The sequence below is a fragment of the Micromonospora sp. NBS 11-29 genome (assembly GCF_002140155.1).
Classification (GTDB): Bacteria; Actinomycetota; Actinomycetes; order Mycobacteriales; family Micromonosporaceae; genus Micromonospora.
In genome coordinates this window covers 130525-152979 of the sequence record NZ_NAPR01000012.1, presented here as the reverse complement: position 1 = coordinate 152979, position 22455 = coordinate 130525, and the positions used below count along the sequence as shown (strand labels likewise).

General features: G+C 74.6%; 3 protein-coding genes. All 3 read left to right on the top strand.

What is annotated here, in order from left to right:
- The first annotated feature begins 14 nt into the window (after window positions 1–14).
- The 3 genes from B1205_RS15355 to B1205_RS15345 all read left to right on the top strand — a co-directional run bounded on the left by B1205_RS15355 (window position 15) and on the right by B1205_RS15345 (window position 22449).
- Window positions 15–7850, top strand: a complete 7836-nt coding sequence (locus B1205_RS15355; RefSeq protein WP_140158060.1) for a non-ribosomal peptide synthetase — start codon at window positions 15–17, stop codon at window positions 7848–7850.
- The gene (locus B1205_RS15350; RefSeq protein ID WP_140158059.1) at window positions 7850–15184 is read left to right on the top strand and encodes a non-ribosomal peptide synthetase; all 7335 of its coding nucleotides are present in this window, start codon (window positions 7850–7852) and stop codon (window positions 15182–15184) included. Before B1205_RS15355 ends, B1205_RS15350 begins: the two co-directional genes overlap by 1 nt.
- Complete coding sequence (locus tag B1205_RS15345) at window positions 15166–22449, top strand: amino acid adenylation domain-containing protein (protein WP_089156238.1); 7284 nt, start codon at window positions 15166–15168, stop codon at window positions 22447–22449. Before B1205_RS15350 ends, B1205_RS15345 begins: the two co-directional genes overlap by 19 nt.
- Window positions 22450–22455: the final 6 nt, after the last annotated feature.

Sequence of the window (22455 nt, the reverse complement as noted above, 5' to 3'; positions counted from 1 at the left end):
CACGAGGAGATGCAATGTCTGTCGCGCAGGACGCGTCGCTGGCCCTCACCGAGGCCCAACTCGGCATCTGGTTCGCGCAGGCCAGAGACCCGCGGAACCCGGCGTACAGCAGCGCGGAGCACCTGGACCTGCACGGCCCGCTCGACCCGGACCGCTTCGAGGCGGCGTTGCGCGCCGCCGTGTCCGGCACCGAGGCGCTGCGGGTACGGTTCCACGCCCGCGACGACGGGACGGTACGCCAGAGCGTGGTGGCCGCCGAAGCGTGCGACTGGCCGCTGCACCGCGTCGACGTCAGCGCCGAACCCGACCCGGAGGGCGCCAGCGAGGCGTGGATGGCCCGACGGCTGGCCACCGCCCTGCCGGTGACGACCGACCGGCCGCTCTTCACCCAGGCGCTGATCACCCTCGGCCCCGACCGGCACCGTTGGTTCCACCACGTCCACCACCTGCTCCTGGACGGCTACGGGGTGCGCCTGTTCACCCAGCGCGTGGCCGCGGCGTACGACGGTGCGGCCCCCTCGTCCGGCGACGGTGAGCTGGCGGCCGTGGTCGCGGCCGAACACGCCTACCGGGAGTCGCCCCGCTACGCCGCGGACCGCGCCCACTGGCTGAACGTCGACGTCGACGCCCTGACCCCCGGGGGCACGGCCGGTCTGCCCGCCACGACCCCGGTCGCCGGGCCGGCCGCCCTGCGCGGCACCGCGGTCCTCCCGCACCCGGTCCGGGCGGGCCTGGACGCGTTGGCCCGCTCGGCCGCCACCGGCTGGCAACTGGTCGCGTTGACGGCGATCGGGCTCTACCTCGGCCGCCTCGGCGGCACCCGGGACGCGGTGCTCGGGCTCGCCGTGACCGGCCGCCGGGACCGGGTCACCCGCCACACCCCCTCGATGCTGGCCAACGTCCTGCCGGTGCGGGTACCGGCACGCCCCGGCGCCTCGCTGCGCGACCTCGTCGTCGAGGCCCGCCGCGCCACCGCCACGGTGCTGCGCCACCAGGCGTACCCGTACCCGGTCCTGCGTCGCGAGCTGGGGCTGCTGGCCGACGACCGGCGCCTGTTCGACACGGTCGCCAACATCATGACCGCCGACGGGACGCCCACCTTCGCCGGGATCCGGACCGAGATCCGTCCCCTGTCCACCGGGCCGGTGGAGGGCCTGAAGTTCTCGATCTACGAGCAGCCCGGCGACGGTGGCCTCCGCATCGAGCTGGAGGCGGCACCGGCGCTGTTCGACCGGGCGGAGGTGGACGCGCACCTCGCCCGGTTCACCGCCCTGGTGACGCGGTTCGCCGCCGCGGACCCCGAGCTGCCGGCCGGCCGCCTCGACCTGCTCGGCCCGGGCGAGCAGGAGCCACCGCCCGCGGGCGCGGACGAGCCGGTCGCCGCCCCCACGACAGGGCTGGCCGCGCTCTTCGCGGCCCAGGCGGCCCGCACCCCGCACGCGGTCGCGGTCGTGTACGAGGACCAGAGCCTCACCTACGCGCAGCTCGACGCCCGCGCCAACCAACTCGCCAACCTGCTGGTCGCCCGTGGTGTCCGCCCCGAGCAGACCGTCGCCGTCGCGCTCGCGCGCTCGGTGGACCTGCTGGTCGCGCTGCTCGCCGTGACCAAGTCCGGGGCCGCGTACCTGCCGCTCGACCTGGACTACCCGGCCGAGCGCATCGACTACATGCTCTCGGACACCGGGCCGGTCGCCGTCGTCGCCGCCACCCGGCACGCGGTGACGACCCCGGAGGGCGTGCACCTGGTCGCCCTCGATGAGGAACCGGCCGCCGCCTTCCCGGCCACCGACCCGACGGTCGCGGCCCACCCCGATCATCCCGCGTACGTCATCTACACCTCGGGCTCGACGGGCCGCCCGAAGGGCGTGGTGGTGCCGCACGGCAACGTGGTGCGGCTGTTCGCCGCCACCCGGCGCTGGTTCGGGTTCAGTGCCGAGGACGTCTGGACGCTGTTCCACTCCTACGCCTTCGACTTCTCCGTCTGGGAGATCTGGGGCGCCCTGCTGCACGGCGGCCGACTGGTCGTCGTCCCGTACCCGGTCTGCCGGTCCTCCCTGGCCTTCCTGGACCTGCTGGTGGAGCACCGGGTGACGGTGCTCAACCAGACGCCGTCCGCCTTCTACGAACTGGTCGCGGCGGACCGGGCGCGCGGACTGCCCCCCGGCGCGCTCACCCTGCGGCACGTGATCCTCGGGGGAGAGGCACTCGATCCGACCCGGCTGGGCGACTGGTTCGCCCGGCACCCCGACGACCGCCCGGTGCTGTCGAACATGTACGGGATCACCGAGACCACCGTCCACGTCACCCACACGGCGCTGACCGCCGCCGACGCGACCGACGGCGGCCGGTCCACCGTCGGCGCCCCGATGGCCGACCTTCGGTGTCACGTCCTCGACGGGGCGCTCCGGCCGATGCCACCGGGCCACACGGGCGAGCTGTACGTGGCCGGCGCCGGACTGGCCCGCGGCTACCTGGCGCGGGCGGCGCTCACCGCCGGGCACTTCGTGGCCGACCCGTTCGGGCCGCCCGGCACCCGGATGTACCGCACCGGGGACCTGGTGCGCCGGCTGCCCGACCATCGGTTGGCCTACGTCGGTCGGGCCGACCAGCAGGTGAAGCTGCGCGGCTTCCGGATCGAACTCGGCGAGATCGAGGCGGCGTTGCTCAGCCATCCGGACGTGGCCCGGGCCGCCGTCACCGTGCACGAGCACCGCCCCGGGGACAAGCGACTGTCGGCGTACGTGGTCCCCGCCGCCGGCAGCGGCACCGGCCCGCAGCAGTGGCGCGAGCACCTGACCCGCAAGCTCCCCGCCCACCTCGTTCCCGACACCGTCAGCACGCTCGACACGCTGCCGACGACCGCCAACGGGAAGCTGGACCGGGCGGCGTTGCCGGCACCGACGGTCGTCACGCCCGAGGACGCCGTGGCGAGTCCCGAGGAGCCGTTCGAGGCGTCGCTGTGCGGACTCTTCGCCGCGGTCCTCAACCTGCCGGCGGTCGGGCCGGAAGCCGACTTCTTCGCCCTCGGCGGTCACTCGCTGCTCGTCATCCGCCTGCTCATCGCCGCTCGCACCGAGCTGGGGGTGGAGCTGACCATCCAGGACCTCTTCGAACACCCGACCCCGAGGGCCCTGGCCGGGCTCGCCCGCCGGTCGGAGGGCGCCCGACCGGCCCTGCGGCCCCGACCGCACGGCACCGAACCGGTCATGTCCCCGGCCCAGCACCGGATGTGGTTGCTCCGGGAGGTCGAGGGTCGCGCACCCACGTACAACATGCCGGTCGCGCTGCGGGTCACCGGCGACCTGGACCCGGTGGCGCTGCGCGCCGCGATCCGGGACGTCCTGGCCCGGCACGAGATCCTGCGTACCGTCTACCGGCACGGCCCGGAGGGGCCGCGGCCCGAACTGCTCACCCCCGACCGGGCGACGCCGCCGGTGACCGCCACCGACACGACGGAACAGGCCCTGCCCGCCGCGCTCACCGCCGCCGCCCGGGAGCCCTTCGACCTGGACGCCGGAGCCCCGGTGCGGGTGCACCTGTTCACCCTGGACAGCGGTGACCACGTCCTGCTCCTGCTGCTGCACCACATCGCCGGCGACGGCTGGTCGCTGCGCCCGCTCCTGTACGACCTGTCCACCGCCTACGCCGCGCGCCGCGCCGGCCGGCCGCCCCGACTGGCGCCCCTGCCCGTGCAGTACTCGGACTTCGCGGTCTGGCAACGCGACCTGCTCGGTGCCGAGACCGACCCGGCGAGCCTGACCAACCGTCAGCTCGACTACTGGAGTCGGACCCTGGCGGATCTGCCCGACCAGTTGGACCTCCCCTTCGACCGGCCGCGCCCGCCCATCGCCCGGCACCGCGGCGGGTCGGTTCCGGTGCGGATCGAGCCGGCACTGCACGCCCGCCTGGACGCGATGGCCGGGTCCCGGGGCGCCACCGTGCACATGGTGCTGCAGGCCGCGCTCGCCGCCCTGCTCACCCGGCTCGGCGCCGGCACGGACATCCCGATCGGCTCGCCGACCGCCGGCCGGTCCGACCCGGCCCTCGACGACCTGGTCGGGTTCTTCGTCAACCCGGTGGTGGTACGCGTCGACACCTCGGGCAACCCGCCCTTCGCCGAGTTGCTCGCCCGGATGCGACCGGCCGCCCTGGGCGCCTACACGAACCAGGACGTCCCGTTCGACCGGGTGGTCGAGCGGCTCCGGCCGGCCCGGTCGGCGGCGCGGCACCCGCTGTTCCAGGTGGTCCTGTCCTATCAGGACTTCACCGCCGAGACCCGGCTGGCGGACCTCGACGTGCGGCGGGAACCGCTCAACCTCGGGGTGGCCAAGTTCGACCTGACGTTCAACCTGGTCGACCACCGGGACACGCTCGGCCGGCTGGACGGGATCGACGGCGATCTCGAATTCGACGTCGACCTGTTCGAGCCCGGCACCGCGCAGTCCCTGGTCGACCGTCTGCTCGCGCTGCTGCATGCCGTGGTGGCCGAGCCCGACCTGCCGATCGGGCGGGTCGACCTGGTCGCGGACGCGGAGCGGCGGAAGCTGCTCGGTGAGTGGAACGACACCGCCCACCCCGTACCGGAGGCCGGGCTCGCCGAACTCTTCGCCGCCCAGGTGCGCCGGACGCCGACCGCGACCGCGGTGGTCGCGGGCGACGTCGAACTCAGCTACGCCGAGCTGGACGCCCGCGTCGACGCCATGGCCGCCCGCCTGGGCGAGCGCGGGGTCGGCCCCGAGTCCGCGGTGGCGGTGCTCCAGCAACGCGCCGTGGACCTGGTGGTGTCGCTGCTCGCGGTGGTGCGGGCGGGCGGCTACTACGTGCCGCTCAACACCCGGTACCCGACCGCGCGGATGGGCCTGATCGTCCGCGACGTCGGGGCGCGCGTCCTGCTCACCGACCGGGCGCTCGACGAGGCACACCGGTGCCGGGAGTGGGCGGGAACCGCCGAGGTCCTCGTCGTGGACGAGGCGGTGGACGAAGCGGTGGGCGCGCCGCCGGCGTCGGGCCCCGCCGTGCCCTACCACCCCGACCAGCTCGCGTACGTCATGTACACCTCCGGCTCGACCGGCATGCCCAAGGGCGTCGCCATCACCCACCGGGACGTGGTGGGGCTGGCGACCGACCGCTGTTGGCGGACCGGCAACCAGGAGCGGGTGCTGCTGCACTCCCCGTACTCCTTCGACACCTCGCAGTACGAACTCTGGGTGCCCCTGCTCTCCGGCGGCACGGTCGTCGTGGCCCCGCCCGGCGACCTGGACACCGACGCCCTGCGGCAGGTCATCGACGCGGGCCGGATCACCGGGCTCTGGCTCACCTCCGGACTGTTCAACCTGCTCGCCGAGGAGAGCCCGGAGTGCTTCCGCGGGGTACGCGAGGTTTGGACCGGTGGTGATGTCGTGTCGCCGGCCGCCGTCGCCCGGGTCCTGGTGGCGTCGCCGGGCACCCTGGTCGTCGACGGCTACGGCCCGACGGAGGCCACCACGTTCGCCACCCACCACTTCATGCGGGCCCCGTGGACGCCGCCGAGCACGGTCCCGATCGGCAGTCCGCTCGACAACGTCACCTGCCACGTCCTCGACGCCACGCTGCGGCTGGTGCCACCGGGTGTCGTCGGGGAGCTGTACCTCGGGGGCGCCGGGCTGGCCCGGGGCTACCTCGGCCGTCCCGGGGCCACCGCGGAACGTTTCGTCGCCGACCCGTTCGGGCCTCCCGGGGCCCGGGTGTACCGCACCGGCGACCTCGTCCGCCGGCGCGCCGACGGGATCCTGGAGTTCCTCGGACGGGTCGACCACCAGGTCAAGGTCCGTGGCTTCCGGATCGAACTCGGCGAGATCGAGTCGGTGCTCGACCGGCATCCCTCGGTCGCCCAGTGCGCCGTGCTGGTCCGCGAGGACCGTCCCGGGGAGAAGCGCGTCGTCGCCTACGTGGTGGCGGCGGACCACCCGGCGGAGGCCGAGGAGCTGCGGCGGCACGCGGCGGCCACGCTCCCCGACTACATGGTCCCGGCCGCCGTCGTGATGCTGGACCGGCTGCCGCTGACCACGAACGGCAAGCTCGACCGTCGGGCCCTGCCGGTGCCCGACTTCGCCCCGACCGCCGCCCACCGCGCCCCGCGCTCGGCCGCCGAGACCTCGCTGGCGGAGCTGTTCGGGCAGGTGCTGGGGCAGGACCGGATCGGCATCGACGACAGCTTCTTCGACCTCGGCGGCGACAGCATCATGGCGATCCAACTGGTCGCCCGGGCCCGCGCCGCCCGGCTGGAGATCTCCGCCGCCCAGGTCTTCGAGCACAAGACCGTGGCCGCGCTCGCGGTGACCGCCCGGCGGCTGGCCGACGACGGCGTCACCCGCCCCCGGGAGGAGGCCACCGGGGAGGTGCCGATCACCCCGGTCATGTGTTGGCTGCGTGAGCGTGGTGGTCCGATCGAGGGGTTCAGCCAGGCCCTGCTGGTGCGTGTCCCGGCGGCGCTCGGCGAGCAGCGACTGACCACCGCGTTGCGTGCCCTGGTGGCGCACCACGACGTGCTGCGCGCCGTCTTCACCCGGGCCGACGACGGGTCGTGGCGGATGCGTATCCCCGCGCCGGAGGCGGCCGACGTGACCGGCTGGCTGCGCCGCGTCGACGTGACCGGGGCGTCCGACGACGAACTGCGGGCGTCGGTCGCCGCCGAGGCGGCGGCCGCCCGTGCCCGGCTGGATCCCTGGTCCGGGTCGCTCGGTCAGGTCGTCTGGTTCGACGCGGGACCGGACCGGCCGGGCCGGCTCCTGCTCACCCTGCACCACCTGGTGGTCGATGCGGTCTCCTGGCGCATCCTTTTGCCCGACCTGCGGGACGCCTGGCTGGCCGGTGCCGACGACGTCCGGCTCGCGCCCGTCCCCACGCCGTTCCGCACCTGGGCGCGTCAGCTCGTGGCCGAGGCCGCGCGTGGCGAACGCGCCGCCGAACTGGACCGGTGGATCGGCACGCTGACCCCGCCCACCGCGCCGGTGACCCGCCGGCCGCTGGACCCGGCGCTGGACACCGCGGCCACCGCGGGCCGGCTCACCCTGACCCTGCCACCGGAGGTCACCGAGCCCCTGCTGACGCGGGTGACCTCCGCGTTCGCGGCCCGGGTCGACGACGTCCTGCTGACGGCGTTCACGCTGGCCGTCACCGACTGGCGTCGGCGGCACGGGCTCGGTGACTCGGCGGCCGTGCTGATCGAGTTGGAGAGCCACGGCCGGGAGACCGGCGCCGGCGGCGCCGACCTCTCCCGCACCGTCGGCTGGTTCACCAGCATCCACCCGGCGCGGCTCGACCTCGGCCCGGTGGACCGTCGGGACGCGCTGGCGGGCGGCCCCGCCGTCGAGCAGGCCGTCAAGCGGATCAAGGAGCAGCTCCGGGCGCTGCCCGACGGCGGCCGGGGCTACGGGCTGCTGCGTCACCTCGATCCGGTCGCGGGCGCCCGGCTCGCCGGCCTGCCGGTGCCCGAGATCGGCTTCAACTACCTGGGCCGGTTCCGGCAGGACGAGGGCGCCGCCGGGGAGTGGACCGTCACCCCCGACGCCGACTCCCTGGGCGACGGTGTCGACCCCGGTCTGCCCCTGACCCACGCCGTCGAACTGAACGCGTTGACCGTGGACGCGGCCGACGGTCCCCGACTGCGGGCCGTCTGGAGCTGGCCGCGACGCCTGCTCGACGACGACGCCGCGCACGACCTGGGGGAGACGTGGTTCCGGGCGCTGCGGGCGTTGGCCGTCCGGGCCGAGCGGCCCGACGCCGGCGGGCACACCCCGTCCGACCTGCCGCTGGTCTCCCTGAGCCAGGCGCAACTCGACCGACTCGAAGCCATGTGGAGGGTGTCCTGATGAGAAGCACCGGTTTGGCGGACGTCCTGCCACTGGCGCCGTTGCAGGAGGGGCTGCTCTTCCAGGTCACCTACCAGCAGGACGGGGTGGACCCCTACACCATCCAGCTGGTCCTCGACCTGCGTGGTCCGTTGGACGCGGCCGATCTCCGGACGGCCGTCCGCGCGCTCCTGCGCCGACACCCCAACCTGCGGGTCGGCTTCTGGCAGCAGGACCTCGACCAACCGGTGCAGTTCGTGCCGAGGGAGGTCGAGCTGCCGTACCGCGAGGTGGACCTCACCGGGCTGCCGCCCACCGAGCGGGCCGAGCGACTGCGCGGGTTCGTCGCGGCGGACCGCGCGCTGAGGTTCGACCCCGGCGTCCCGCCGCTGCTGCGCATGGCGCTGGTCGCGCTCGACGCCGACCACCACACGCTGGTGCTGACCACCCACCACCTGTTGCTCGACGGCTGGTCGATGCCGTTGCTGATCGGTGAGCTGTTCACCCTCTACAAGCAGCGCGGTGACGACGCCGGGCTGCCGGTCGCCCCGTCCTACCGTAGCTACCTGGTGTGGCTGGCCGGCCGCGACCAGGCGGCCGCCCGCGGCGCGTGGTCCGACCACCTGAGCGGCCTGGACGGGCCGAGTCTGGTCGCCCCGGTACGCCGGGGCGGCGAGGACGCCGGCCAGCTCCCCGCGCAGCGCTGGTACGAGCTGACGGAGGACCTGTCGACGGCGGTGACCGCCACGGCCCGCGCCCGTGGCCTCACGCTGAACACGGTCGTGCAGGGGGCCTGGGCCCTGCTGCTCGGCCACACGCTGGGCCGGGACGACGTGGTGTTCGGTGCGACCGCGGCGAACCGGCCGCCGGAGATCCCCGGCATCGAGTCCAGCATCGGCATGTTCATCAACACGCTGCCGGTCCGCGTCCGGATGCGCCCGGCGGAGTCCCTGACCGACCTGCTGCACCGGATCCAGCGGCAGCAGTCCGGCCTCATCGAGCACCGGCACCTGTCGTTGGCCGAGGTCCAGCGCATCGCCGGCCACGGGGACCTCTTCGACACCACCGTGGTCTTCGAGAACTATCCGCTCGATCCCGCGGTGCTGGAGGCCGAGGCCCGCGGGCTGCGACTGGAGCGGTTGGACGTCGGCGACGCCATGCACTACCCGCTGGGGCTGCTGGCCATCCCCGGACGGCGGATCCAGTTCCGCCTCGACCACCGCGTCGACGTGCTCACCGACGAGGCCGCCGCCGCCCTGCTCGACCGCCTGCGCGGGGTGCTGGAAACCTTCGCCGAGGACCCGGACCGGCCGGTGGCCCGCACCCCGGTCACGCTGGCGGCGCATCGGCACCGGGTCCTGACCCAGTGGAACGGCACGGACCGGGAACTGCCCGACCGGACGCTCCCGGAGCTGTTCGAGGCGCAGGTCGAGCGCACCCCGGACGCCACCGCGCTCGTCCTCGGGCCGGACCGCCTCTCCTACGCCGAGCTGAACGCCCGCGCGAACCGTCTGGCCCGGCTGCTCATCGCGCGCGGTGCCGGGCCTGAGCGGGTTGTGGCGCTGCGGCTGCCCCGCTCGCTCGACCTGTACGCCGCCGTGCTGGCGGTGCTGAAGTCCGGGGCCGCCTACCTCCCGATCGACCCGGACTACCCGGCCGAGCGGATCACCCACATGCTCGACGACGCCGGGCCCACCCTCGTGCTCACCGAGCGGGAACTGGCCGAGGACCTGTCGGGCCACTCCGACCGCGACGTCACCGACGACGAGCGGTGTGCGCCGCTCACCTCGCGCCACCCGGCCTACGTGATCTACACCTCGGGCTCCACCGGTCGGCCGAAGGCCATCGCCATGCCCGGGGCGGCGCTGGTCAACCTGCTGGCCTGGCACCAGCGTGAGATCCCTGGGGGAACCGGCACCACGGTGGCGCAGTTCGCCGCGCTCAGCTTCGACGTGGCGACCCAGGAGATCCTGTCCGCGTTCCTGCACGGACGGACCCTGGCGGTGCCCACCGACGAGGTGCGGCGCAGCGCAGCCGACCTGGCCGCCTGGCTGGCCGAGCACCGGGTCAACGAGCTGTACGCGCCGAACCTGGTCATCGAGGCGCTGGCGGAGACCGCCGTCGAGCGGGGGATGACCCTGCCCGACCTGCGGCACCTCGTGCAGGCCGGTGAGGCGCTGGCGCTCGGCCGGCGGGTACGCGACTTCTGCGCGGCTGTTCCCGGCCGCCTGCTGCACAACCACTACGGTCCGGCCGAGACCCATGTGGTGACCGGCACGGTGCTGCCCACGGACCCGGCCGACTGGCCGGCGTCCGCGCCGATCGGCCGGCCGATCGACAACGTCCGCGCCTACGTGCTGGACGGCTTCCTGCGGCCGGCCGCGCCCGGCGTGACCGGGGAGTTGTACCTGGCCGGCGCGGGACTCGCCCGGGGCTATCCGCGCCGTCCCGCGCTGACCGCCGAGCGGTTCGTCGCCGACCCGTACGGCGGTCCCGGCGCCCGGATGTACCGCACCGGGGACCTCGCCCGGTGGACAACGGACGGGGAACTCGAGTTCGCCGGCCGCGCCGACCGCCAGGTCAAGATACGCGGCATCCGGGTCGAACCGGCCGAGATCGAACAGGCCATCGCGGACCGGCCGGAGGTCGCCCAGGTCGCGGTGGTCCCCCGCGAGGAACGGCCGGGCGCCCCGCGCCTGGTCGCCTACCTGGTGGCGGACGCCGGCCGGACGGTGGACACCGAGGCGGTGCGCGGCGGACTGACCCGTACCCTCCCCGCCCACCTGGTGCCGTCGGCCTTCGTGGTTCTGGACACGCTGCCGCTTACGCCCAACGGCAAGCTGGACCACGCCGCGTTGCCGGACCCGGTCACCGCCACCGGACCGTCCGGCACCCCCCGGTCACCGCAGGAGGAGATCCTGTGTTCCCTCTTCGCCGAGGTGCTCGGCGTCACCCGGGTCGGCGTCCACGACAGCTTCTTCGACCTCGGCGGCCACTCGCTGCTCGCCACCCGGCTGATCAGCCGGATCCGTACCGTGCTCGGCACCGAGGTGGCCATCCGCGACCTGTTCGAGTCGCCGACGGTCGCCGGTCTGGCGCGGCTGCCCCTGCGCACCGAGGGGGCCCGTCCCGCGCTCGGTCCGCAGCCGCGTCCGGACCGCGTTCCCCTCTCCTTCGCCCAACGTCGACTGTGGTTCCTGAACCGGCTCGCCGGGCCGAACCACGTCTACAACATCCCGACCGCCATCCGCCTGGTCGGTGAGCTGGACGTGGAGGCGTTGCGGGCCGCCGTCGCCGACCTGGTGCGGCGGCACGACGTGCTGCGCACGGTCTATCCGGGGCTGGACGGCGAAGCCTGTCAGCAGGTCGTCGCCCCCGAGACGGCGACGTGCGTGTTCACGGTGGTGTCCTCGTCGGAGGAGCGGATCTCCGCGGAGTTGACCGACGCCGCCCGCTACGAGTTCGACGTCACCCGTGACCTTCCGCTGCGCACCACCCTGTTCCGGCTCGGACCCGACACCCATGTGCTGCTCCTGCTGCTGCACCACATCGCCGGTGACGGCTGGTCGCTCGCGCCCCTGACCCGTGACCTGGCCACGGCCTACGCGGCGCGGCGGGCGGGGCGCCGCCCCGACTGGGCCCCACTGCCGGTCCAGTACGCCGACTACACGCTGTGGCAGCGCGACCTGCTCGGTGCCGAGGAGGACCCGGACAGCCGCTACGGCCGGCAGTTGGCGTACTGGACNCGGCTCGACCTGCCGGTCGACCACGCCCACCCGCCGGTGGCCCGGCACCAGGGACGCACCGTGGCGTTCCAGCTCGCCCCGGAGCTGGTCGAACGTCTGGCCGCGGTGGCCAGGGCCGGCGACAGCAGCCTGTTCATGGTGCTGCACGCCGCCTTCGCGGTGCTGCTGACCCGGATGGGCGCGGGCACCGATCTCCCCATCGGCAGTCCGATCGCGGGCCGCACCGACGAGGCCCTCGACGACGCCATCGGCTTCTTCGTCAACACCCTGGTGCTGCGGGTCGACACCTCCGGCGACCCGACCTTCCGGGACCTCCTCGCGCGCGTGCGCGCCGTCGACCTGGCCGCGTACGCGCACCAGGAGATGCCGTTCGAGAAGTTGGTCGAGACGTTGAACCCGCAGCGGTCGCTGGCCCGCAACCCGCTCTTCCAGGTCCTGCTGGCGTTCCAGAGCATGCCCGAGGCGCAACCCGCTCTCGCCGGTCTGACGGCGTCCGTCGAACCGGTGGCGGTCGGGTTCGCCAAGTTCGACCTGGCGTTGGCCGTCGCGCAACGCCGCGACGCCGACGGGACCCGGTGGATCGACGGCGACTGGGAGTTCAACAGCGACCTGTTCGAGCGGGAGACGGTCGAGGCGCTCGGCGCGCGGCTCACCCGGGTGCTGGAGACGGTCACCGCCGACCCCGACCGGCGGATCAGCGAGGTGCCCGTCCTCACCGGCGCCGAGCACGACCGGTTGGTGCGGCAGTGGAACGACACCCGCCGGGACGTGCCGGACGGGACCTGGCCGGACGTGTTTGAGCAGCGGGTCAGGGCGACGCCGGACGCCACCGCGCTGGTGTACGAGGGCGTGGAGACGAGCTACGCGGCGTTGAACGCCCGGGCCAACCGGCTGGCCCGGGTGCTGATCCGGCGGGGCGTCGGCCCGGAGCAGGTGGTGGCGCTGTTCCTGCCCCGGGGCCCGGACCTGGTCGTCGCGGTGCTGGCCGTGCTCAAGGCCGGCGGCGCGTACCTGCCGGTCGACCCGGACTATCCGGCCGAACGGATCGCCTACCTGCTCGGGGACGCGCATCCCGCGGTGGTGCTGTCCGTCGGTCCGCTGGCCCACCTGCTCCCGCCGTCGCCGGGGCACCTGCTGGTCGACCGGGAGCCGGGCGACGGTCTCCCGGACACGGACGTGACCGACGCCGAACGGACCGCCGCGCTGCATCCGCTGCACCTGGCCTACGTCATCTACACCTCGGGCTCGACCGGCCGGCCCAAGGGCGTGCCGGTGTCGCACCGCAACGTGGTCGCCAACCTCATGCCGTTGACCGTCGAGTTCGGCCTGCGGCCGGGCCGACGGGTGCTCCAGTTCGCCTCGATCAGTTTCGACGCCGCGCTCTGGGAGCTCACGCTCGCCCTGCTCTCCGGGGCGGCCCTGGTGGTGGCGCCCGTCGAGCGGCTCCAGCCGGGCCCCGCGCTCGCCGACCTGCTGTCGCGCGCCGGGGTCACCTTCGTCACCCTGCCGCCGGCCGTGCTCCCGGTCCTGCCCGACGATGCCCTGCCCGCCGGGACGGACCTGGTCGTCGCCGGCGAGGCCACCCCGCCCGACCAGGTCGAACGCTGGTCCCGAGGCAGGCGCATGATCAATGCGTACGGTCCCACCGAGGCGACGGTCTGCGCCACCATGAGCGCGCCGCTGTCGGGTGCGGTCGCCCCGCCGATCGGCCGCCCGATCCCCAACGCCCGGGTCTACGTCCTCGACGCCACGCTGGCCCCGACGCCGCCCGGGGTGGTCGGTGAGCTGTACCTCGCCGGTGACGGTGTCGCCCGCGGCTACCGGGACCGTCCCGCCCTCACCGCCGAGCGGTTCGTCGCCGATCCGTACGGTGCGGCCGGCACCCGGATGTACCGCACGGGCGACCTGGCCCGGTGGCGGACGGACGGCCAGTTGGAGTTCGCCGGCCGCTCCGACCACCAGGTCAAGGTGCGTGGCTTCCGGGTCGAGCCCGGCGAGGTGGAGGCGGCGCTCGCCACCCACCCGTCGGTCGGCCGGGTCGCCGTCGTCGCCGACAGCCGCGACGGGGACAGGCGGTTGGTCGCCTACGTGGTCCCGGTCCGCGCCGACGAGGACCGGGACGCGGAGCGGGAGCAGGCCCAGTTGCACCGGTGGCGGGAGACCTACGACCGCCACTACGAAACCGTCTCCGGTCGGTTCGGCGCCGACTTCACCGGCTGGAACAGCAGCTACACCGGCACGGCCGTGCCGGTCGAGGAGATGGAGGAGTGGCGCCGGGGAACCGTGGAGCGGATCCGGGCGCTGCGCCCGCGGCGGGTGCTGGAGATCGGCTGCGGCACCGGTCTGATCATGGCGGCGCTCGTCGACGACTGCGAGGCCTACTGGGGTACGGACATCTCGCCGGCGGTGATCGACCGGCTGCGGGCCCAACTGGCGGACCGGCCGGAGCTGGCGGACCGGGTCGAGTTGCGGGCGCAGACCGCGGACGTGGTGGAGGGTCTGCCCACCGGCTACTTCGACACCGTCGTGCTGAACTCGGTGGTCCAGTACTTCCCGAGCGCCGACTACCTTGCCGAGGTGCTCGGTAAGGCGGTGGACCTGCTCGCGCCGGGCGGCGTCGTGTTCGTGGGCGACGTCCGCGACCACCGGCTGCTGCGCACCTTCCGCACGGCGGTCGAACTGCGTCGCGGCGGCGGCTTCGGGAACGCGGCGACGGTGCGCCGGGCGGTCGAGCAGAGCCTCACCGCCGAGCCGGAGCTCCTGCTGGAGCCGGACTTCTTCGCCGCCCTCGGCGGCCGGGTGCCGGCCGTCGCCGGGGTCGACGTCGAGGTCCGCCGGGGCCGGCACCACAACGAGATGAGCCGCTACCGGTACGACGTGGTCCTGCGTACCGGCGCCGCCGGGGAGCAACCCCGGGAACCCGCCGAGGAGACGCTGCGGTGGGGCGGCGATGCCGCCGACGTGACGACGCTCGCCGACCTGCTCGCCCGACGCCGGCCGGTGCGCCTACGCGTGGTCGGTGTGCCCAACGCGCGCGTGGCCGCCGAGTCGGCGGCACGCCGGGCGCTGGAGCGCGGTGACGTCGTCGCCGCCGTGGCGCACCTGGAGGCCCCACCCCCCGACCCGGCCGTCGACCCGGAGGAGTTCTGGTCACTCGGCGACCGCCTCGGTTACCGGACGGCCGTGACCTGGGCGGGCGGCCGGGAGGACGGCGGGCTGGAGGTGGTGTTCGTCCTCGGCGGGTCCGGGCCGGTGACCGGGGCGTACCACCCGGCGGGGGACCTGGACGGGCCGTTGGGCCGCTTCGCCAACGACCCCGCCCGCGCCCACGACACGTCCGGGCTGCCGGCGACGTTGCGGGCGCACGCCGGACGCCTGCTCCCGTCGTACCTGGTGCCGGCCGCCGTGGTCGTGCTCGACGACCTGCCGGTGACCGCCAACGGCAAACTCGACCGCGCCGCGCTGCCCGCCCCCGACTGGGACGCCCAGGCCGCCTCGCAGGGGCCGCGCAACCAGCGGGAGGAGATTCTCGGCACGCTGTTCGGAGAGGTCCTCGGCCTGCCGAGGGTGGGCGTNGCCGGATCCGCGCCGTGCTCGGTGTCGAGCTGACCGTCCGCGACCTGTTCGAGGCGCCGTCCGTCGCCGAACTCGCGGTGGCCCTCGACGGCGCCCAGGGCACCCGTCCGGCGCTCACCCCGCAGCCCCGGCCCGACCGGCCACCGCTGTCCTTCGGGCAGTACCGGCTCTGGTTCCTGTACCGCATGGAGGGCCCCCGCCCGACCTACAACATCCCGCTGAGCATCCGGCTGACCGGAGACCTCGACCGGGCCGCGCTGCACGCCGCGCTCCGGGACGTCACCGCGCGGCACGAGGCGCTGCGCACCCGCTTCCCGGAGATCGACGGCGTACCGCACCAGGACATCGTTTCCGCGGCGGCGGCCCGGCCGGTCCTGGACCTGGTGGAGACGACCGCCGCCGAGGTGGACGAACAGGTCGGCGTCGCCGCCCGGCACGGGTTCGACCTGGCCGCCGAACTCCCGCTGCGCGCCACCCTGTTCACCGTGGCGCCGCAGGAGTACGTGCTGCTGCTGCTCCTGCACCACATCGCCGGGGACGGCTGGTCCTGGCAGCCGTTGGCCCGCGACCTGTCCACCGCGTACGCGGCGCGTCGCGCGGGTCGCGCCCCCGACTGGCGACCGCTGCCCGTGCAGTACGCCGACTACGCCATCTGGCAGCGTGACCTGCTCGGCGCCGAGGACGACCCGGACAGTCGCTTCAGCCACCAGCTCAGGCACTGGACCGCGGCCCTGGACGGTATTCCCGAGGTGCTGTCGCTGCCGGTGGACCGGCCGCGTCCCGCCGTCGTCAGCCACCTCGGTGACGCCGTGCCGTGCCGGCTCGACGCCGACCTGCACCGGACGGTCCTGGGCCTGGCGACACAGACCCGGGCCAGCGTCTTCATGGTGTTGCAGGCCGCCTTCGCCGTGCTGCTCACCAAGCACGGGGCGGGCACCGACATCCCCGTCGGCAGCCCGATCGCCGGGCGGGCCGACAACGCCCTCGACGACCTGGTCGGGTTCTTCGTCAACACGCTCGTCCTGCGCACCGACACCTCGGGCGACCCGACCTTCCGGACGCTGGTCGGGCGGGTGCGCGAATCCGACCTGGCCGCGTACGCCCATCAGGACCTGCCGTTCGAGAAGCTCGTCGAACGACTGGCCCCGGAGCGGTCCCTGGCCCGGCATCCGCTCTTCCAGGTCATGCTGTCCTTCCTCAGCGACGGCCAGACCCACCTGGACCTGCCCGGCCTGCGCGCCGCCGCGACCCCGGTCGGGGTCGGTATCGCCAAGTTCGACCTGCACCTGAGCATGGTGGAGCGCCGGGGGGCCGACGGCGCGCCGGCCGGCGTCGACGGTGCGCTGGAGTTCAGCGCCGACCTGTTCGACCGGACGACCGCCGAGGCCCTGGCGTCCCGGTTCGTGCGTCTGCTGGCGGCCGTCACCGCCGACGCGGACGTCCCGCTCGGCGCGATCGAACTCCTCGACCCGGCCGAGCGACGCCGGCTGCTGATCGACTGGAACACCACCGGGCGGCCACCGGGCGCAGACGAGCGCGTGCACCGACTGTTCGAGCGGCAGGCCGCACGGACACCGGACGCGGTGGCGCTGGTGCACGACGCGGCGGAGGTGACCTACGCCGACCTCAACGCCCGCGCCAACCGGCTGGCCCGGCGTCTCGTCGGCCACGGCGCGGGGCCGGAACGGATCGTGGCGCTGGCCCTGCCGCGCTGCGTCGAGCTGGTCGTGGCGCTGCTCGCCATCCTCAAGACGGGCGCCGCCTACCTGCCGGTGGACACCGAGTACCCGGCCGAGCGGATCGGCGGGATGCTCGACGACGCCGAGCCGGTCTGCGTGGTCACCGTGCCGGGGGCGTGCGCGGGCATCCCCGCCCGTCTCGACCGGGTCCGGCCGGAAGCCGACGGGACCGTCGCCGGCACCGACCTCGACGACGCGGAGCGCCGCACCCCGCCGGCGGCGGGCAACCCCGCGTACGTCATCTACACCTCCGGTTCGACCGGTCGGCCCAAGGCGGTCATGATGCCCGGGGCGGGCCTGTCCAACCTGCTGGCCTGGCACGCCCGGCGGTTCCCCGGCGGGCCGGGCGTGCGGACCGCGCAGTTCACCGCGATCGGTTTCGACTTCTCGGTGCAGGAGATCCTCGCGCCGCTGGTCACCGGCCGCACGCTCGTGGTGCCCACCGACGGCGTGCGCAGCGACCCCGACGCCCTGGTCGGCTGGCTGGAGCGGCACCGGGTCAACGAGTTCTTCGCGCCCAACCTCGTCATCGAGGCGCTCGCCGAGGCGGCCGAACGGCGGGGGACCGCGCTGCCCGATCTCACCGACGTGTTCCAGGGCGGCGAGGCGCTCGTGCCGAGCGAGCGGATGCGGACCTTCCACGACCGGCTGCCCGGCCGGCGGCTGCACAACGTCTACGGTCCCGCCGAGACCCACGCGGTCACCACGCACACGCTGCCCGTCGCCTCGGCCACCTGGCCCGCGTCGGCGCCGATCGGCCGCCCGGTCGACCGGGACCGGGTCTACCTGCTGGACGAGACGCTGCGCCCGGTGGTGCCGGGCATGGTCGGCGAGCTGTACCTGGCCGGCGCCGGGGTCGCCCGGGGCTACCTGAACCGGCCGGCGCTGACCGGGCAACGCTTCGTCGCCGACCCGTTCGCGGCGCTGTTCGACGACGCCGGGAGCCGGATGTACCGCACCGGCGACCTGGCGCGGTGGACCACGGCCGGCGAGCTGGAGTTCGTCGGCCGGGCGGACCACCAGCTCAAGATCCGGGGCTTCCGGATCGAAGCGGGCGAGATCGAGGCCGCCCTCACCGCGTGTCCGGGCGTGGGCGCCGCGGCCGTCGTGGCCCGTGAGGACCGCCCGGGGGACCGGCGGCTGGTCGCCTACCTGGTTCCGGCGAAGGACGCGACGGTGGACGTGCAGCGGCTGCGCGAGGAGCTGACCCGCACGCTGCCCGGGTTCATGGTGCCGTCGGCGTTCGTCCGCCTCGACGCGCTGCCGTTGACCCGCAACGGCAAGCTCGACCGGGCGGCCCTGCCCGCGCCGGTGGTCGCCGACGCGGGCCGCGCGCCCCGCTCGCCCCAGGAGGAACTGCTCGTCGCGCTCTTCGCGGAGGTCCTGGGCCTGCCGCGGGTCGGTGTCGAGGACAACTTCTTCAACCTGGGCGGCCACTCCCTGCTCGCCACCCGCCTGGTCAGCCGGATCCGTACCGTGCTGGACGTGGAACTGGCGATCCGCGACCTGTTCGAGGCGCCCACCGTCGCGCGGCTCGCCGAGGTGCTCCAGCGGTCGGTGCGGGACCGGCGTCCCGCGCTGCGGCCGGCCCCCCGCCCGGAACGGGTGCCGCTGTCGTTCGCGCAGAGCCGGTTGTGGTTCCTGGGCCGCCTCGGCGGCCCCGACCCCAGCTACCACCTACCGGTGGCGCTGCGGCTCACCGGGGCGCTCGACCGGCGCGCACTGCGCCTCGCGCTCGGCGACGTGACCGACCGGCACGAGAGCCTGCGGACCGTCTTCCGGGACGTCGACGGCGTCCCTCACCAACACGTCCTGCGTCCCGAGGAGGCCAGGCCGGCGCTGCCGGTCCACCGGACGACGCCGGCCGCGCTGCCCGACGCGCTCGCCGCGGCGGCGCGGGAGGGCTTCGACCTGGCCGCCGACCCGATGGTGCGGGCCACGCTCTTCGAGGTCGCCCCGGAGGAGCACGTGCTCCTGCTGCTGCTGCACCACATCGCCGCCGACGGGTGGTCGCTGGCGCCGCTGACCCGCGACCTGGGCACCGCCTACACGGCGCGCGCCGGGGGAGAGGCCCCCCGCTGGTCCGCGCTGCCGGTGCAGTACGCGGACTACACGCTCTGGCAGCGCACCCTGCTCGGCACCGACGACGCGCCGAGCGACCTGCTGCGCGAGCAGTACGACTTCTGGCGCCGGACCCTGGCCGGGGCGCCGGAGGAACTCGACCTGCCGACCGACCGTCCCCGGCCGGCGGTGGCCGGGCGGCGGGGCGACGCGATCCTGCGCCGGCTCCCCGCCGAGCTGCACCGGGACGTGTCGGTGCTGGCACGGGAGGGCGGCGCGACCCTGTTCATGGTGGTGCAGGCCGCGCTGGCCGCGCTGCTCACCCGGGTGGGGGCCGGCACGGACATCCCCATCGGCACCCCGGTGGCCGGCCGCACCGACGACGCCCTCGACGACCTCGTGGGACTGCTCATCAACACCCTGGTGCTGCGCACCGACACCTCGGGCGACCCGACCTTCCGCGAGTTGGTGGCCCGGGTCCGGGAGACCGACCTGGCCGCCTACGCCCACCAGGACGTGCCGTTCGAGAAGCTGGTGGAGGACCTCCGCCCGGAGCGGTCCCTCGCCCGGCACCCCCTGTTCCAGGTCTTCCTGGCGTTGCAGAACGCGCCCTCGGCCGACCTGCGGCTGCCCGGGGTGGAGGTCCGCCCGGAGATGGTCGGGCTCGGCGTCGCCAAGTTCGACCTCACGGTCAACGCGGTGGAGCGCCGCGACGCCGACGGCGCCCCCGCCGGCCTGGACGTGATGGTGGAGTACCGCACCGACCTGTTCGACCGCCGTACGGTCGACGCCCTGGCCGACCGGTTCGTCCGCGTGCTCGGGCACGCCGTCGCCGACCCCGACCAGCCGATCGGCCGGCTCCCGCTCCTCGACGAGGCGGAGCGTGAACGCATCCTCGTCGAGTGGAACGACACCCGGTACGCGCCGCAGCGTTCCGCGGCGTCGCTGCCCGGGCGGTTCGCCCAGCAGGTCGCCCGTACCCCGGACGCGATCGCGGTGCGCGCGGGCCGCACCCGGCTGACCTACCGGGAGCTGGACGTGCGCGCCAACCGCCTGGCCCACCGGCTGATCGAGGCGGGCGTCCGCGCGGAGGACCGGGTCGCCGTCCTGGCGGAACGCTCGGTGGACCTGGTCGTGGCCACCCTGGCCGTGCTCAAGGCCGGCGGCGTCTACCTGCCCCTGCACACCGGGCACCCGGCGCAGCGGATGCGGCGGGTGATGGTGGACGCCGACGCGCGGCTGCTGCTGGTCGACCCGGCCCTGCGCGACCGGCTGCCCGCGCCCGGCGTGCCGACCCTGGTCGTGGAGGGCGATCCGGACCCGGTCGCCGGGCCGGACCACGACCCGGCGCTGCCGGTCACGCCGGACCGGCTCGCCTACGTGATGTTCACCTCCGGCTCGACCGGGGTGCCCAAGGGCATCGGCATCACCCACCGCGACGCCATCGACCTGGCGCTGGACCGGTGCTGGGAGGGCGGCCCGGACGGGCGGGTCCTGATGCACTCGCCGTACGCGTTCGACATCTCCACCTACGAACTGTGGAGTCCGTTGCTGACCGGCGGCAGCATCGTCGTCGCTCCGCCCGGTGACCTGGACGCCGAGATGCTCCGCCGGGTCGTCGCCACCGAGGGGGTCACCTCGTTGCTGGCCACGGCCGGGCTCTTCGGGGTCATCGCCGACGAGGCGCCGGACGCGTTCGCCGGCATGACGCAGGTCTGGACCGGCGGTGACGTGGTGTCGCCCACGGCGGTCCGTCGGGTGCTCGGCCACTGCCCGGGCATCGTCGTGAAGGTGCTGTACGGGCCGACGGAGACCACCCTCGGCCGCACCTGGCACCGTTTCACCGACCCGGACGAGGTGCCGGCGAGCGTCCCGATCGGCCGTCCGTTGGACAACACCCGCACCTACGTCCTGGACGAGCGGCTGCGGCCGGTGCCGCCCGGCGTGCCGGGGGAGCTGTACCTGGCGGGCGCCGGGCTGGCCCGGGGCTACTGGGACCAGCCCACGCTGACCGCCGAACGGTTCGTGGCGGACCCGTTCGCCGAACTGTTCGACCAGCCCGGCGCCCGGATGTACCGGACCGGTGACCTCACCCGGTGGAGCGCCGACGGGGTGCTGGAGTTCCTCGGCCGCACCGACGACCAGGTCAAGATCCGCGGTTTCCGGATCGAGCCCGGCGAGGTGGAGACGGCACTCGCCGCGTACCCGTCGGTGACCCGGGCGGCGGTGGTGGTGCGCACCCGCGCGTCGGGGGAGAAGGCGTTGGTCGCCTACCTGGTGCCGGCCGACGGCACCCGCCCCGACCCGGCCGAACTCCACTCGGAGCTGGCCCAGCGGTTGCCCGACTACCTGATCCCGGCGGCGTTCGTCGTGGTGGACGCGCTGCCGCTCACCCCCAACGGCAAGCTCGACCGGGACGCCCTGCCCGAACCCGGGTGGGCCGTCACCGGCGCCGGCCGGCTGCCCCGTGACCCGCGCGAGGAGGTGCTGTGCCAGCTCTTCGCCGAGGTGCTCGGGGTGCCCCGGGTCGGCATCGACGACGGCTTCTTCGACGCGGGCGGCCATTCGATGCTGGCGACCCGGCTGGTCGGCCGGATCAGGGCGGTGCTCGGTGTCGAGGTCGCGGTCCGCGACCTGTTCGAGGCGCCCACGGTCGCCGCCCTGACCGCGCGCCTCGACGGAGCCGGCGCCGGGCCGGACTCGTTGGGGGTGGTGCTGCCGCTGCGGACCACGGGCGACCGGCCGCCGCTGTTCTGCCTGCACCCGGCCGGTGGCTTCGGCTGGATCTACACCGGACTGCTGCGCCACCTGCACCGGGACCAGCCCGTGTACGCGCTGCAGGCGCGCGGCCTGCGTCGGGGCGACCCACTCGCCGCCGACGTGGACGAGATGGCGCGGGACTACGCCGACCAGATCCGCGCGGTCGCCCCCGAGGGGCCGTACCAGCTGCTCGGCTGGTCCTTCGGCGGCCTGGTCGCGCACGCGGTCGCCGCCCGGTTGCAGGCCGAGGGGGGTGACGTGCGGCTCCTCGCGGTCCTCGACGCCTATCCCGACGTGGCCGACTCCGACGACCGGGAGGTCGGCGAGCAGGAGGTGCTGGCGATCCTGCTGAACGCGGCCCACGTCGACCGCGCGGAGCTGGCCGAGGGGCCGCTGCGACGGGCCGAGGTGACCGCCCGGCTGCGGGAGTCCGGCAGCGCCGTGGCGAACCTCGACACGGACGACATCGACCGGATGATCGCCGTCTTCGCCAACAACGTCCGTCTCGTGCAGGGGCTCACCCTCGGCCGGTTCCGGGGCGACCTGGAGTTCTTCGGAGCCGCCGCGGGCCGCACCGACCCGCGGCTGACCCCGCAGCGTTGGCGACCGTACGTCGACGGTCGCATCGAAGAGCACTGGGTGGACACCGACCACGTCGGCATGGCCCGGCCGTCAGCACTGGCGGAGGTCGCGCGACTCGTCTCCCAGGCGACCCACCACCCGGCCGGAGCTCACTGAGCGCCC

Excerpts from the sequence above, each read along its gene's own strand:
- B1205_RS15355 (WP_140158060.1), top strand. The coding sequence starts at position 15 with ATGTCTGTCGCGCAGGACGCGTCGCTGGCCCTCACCGAGGCCCAACTC.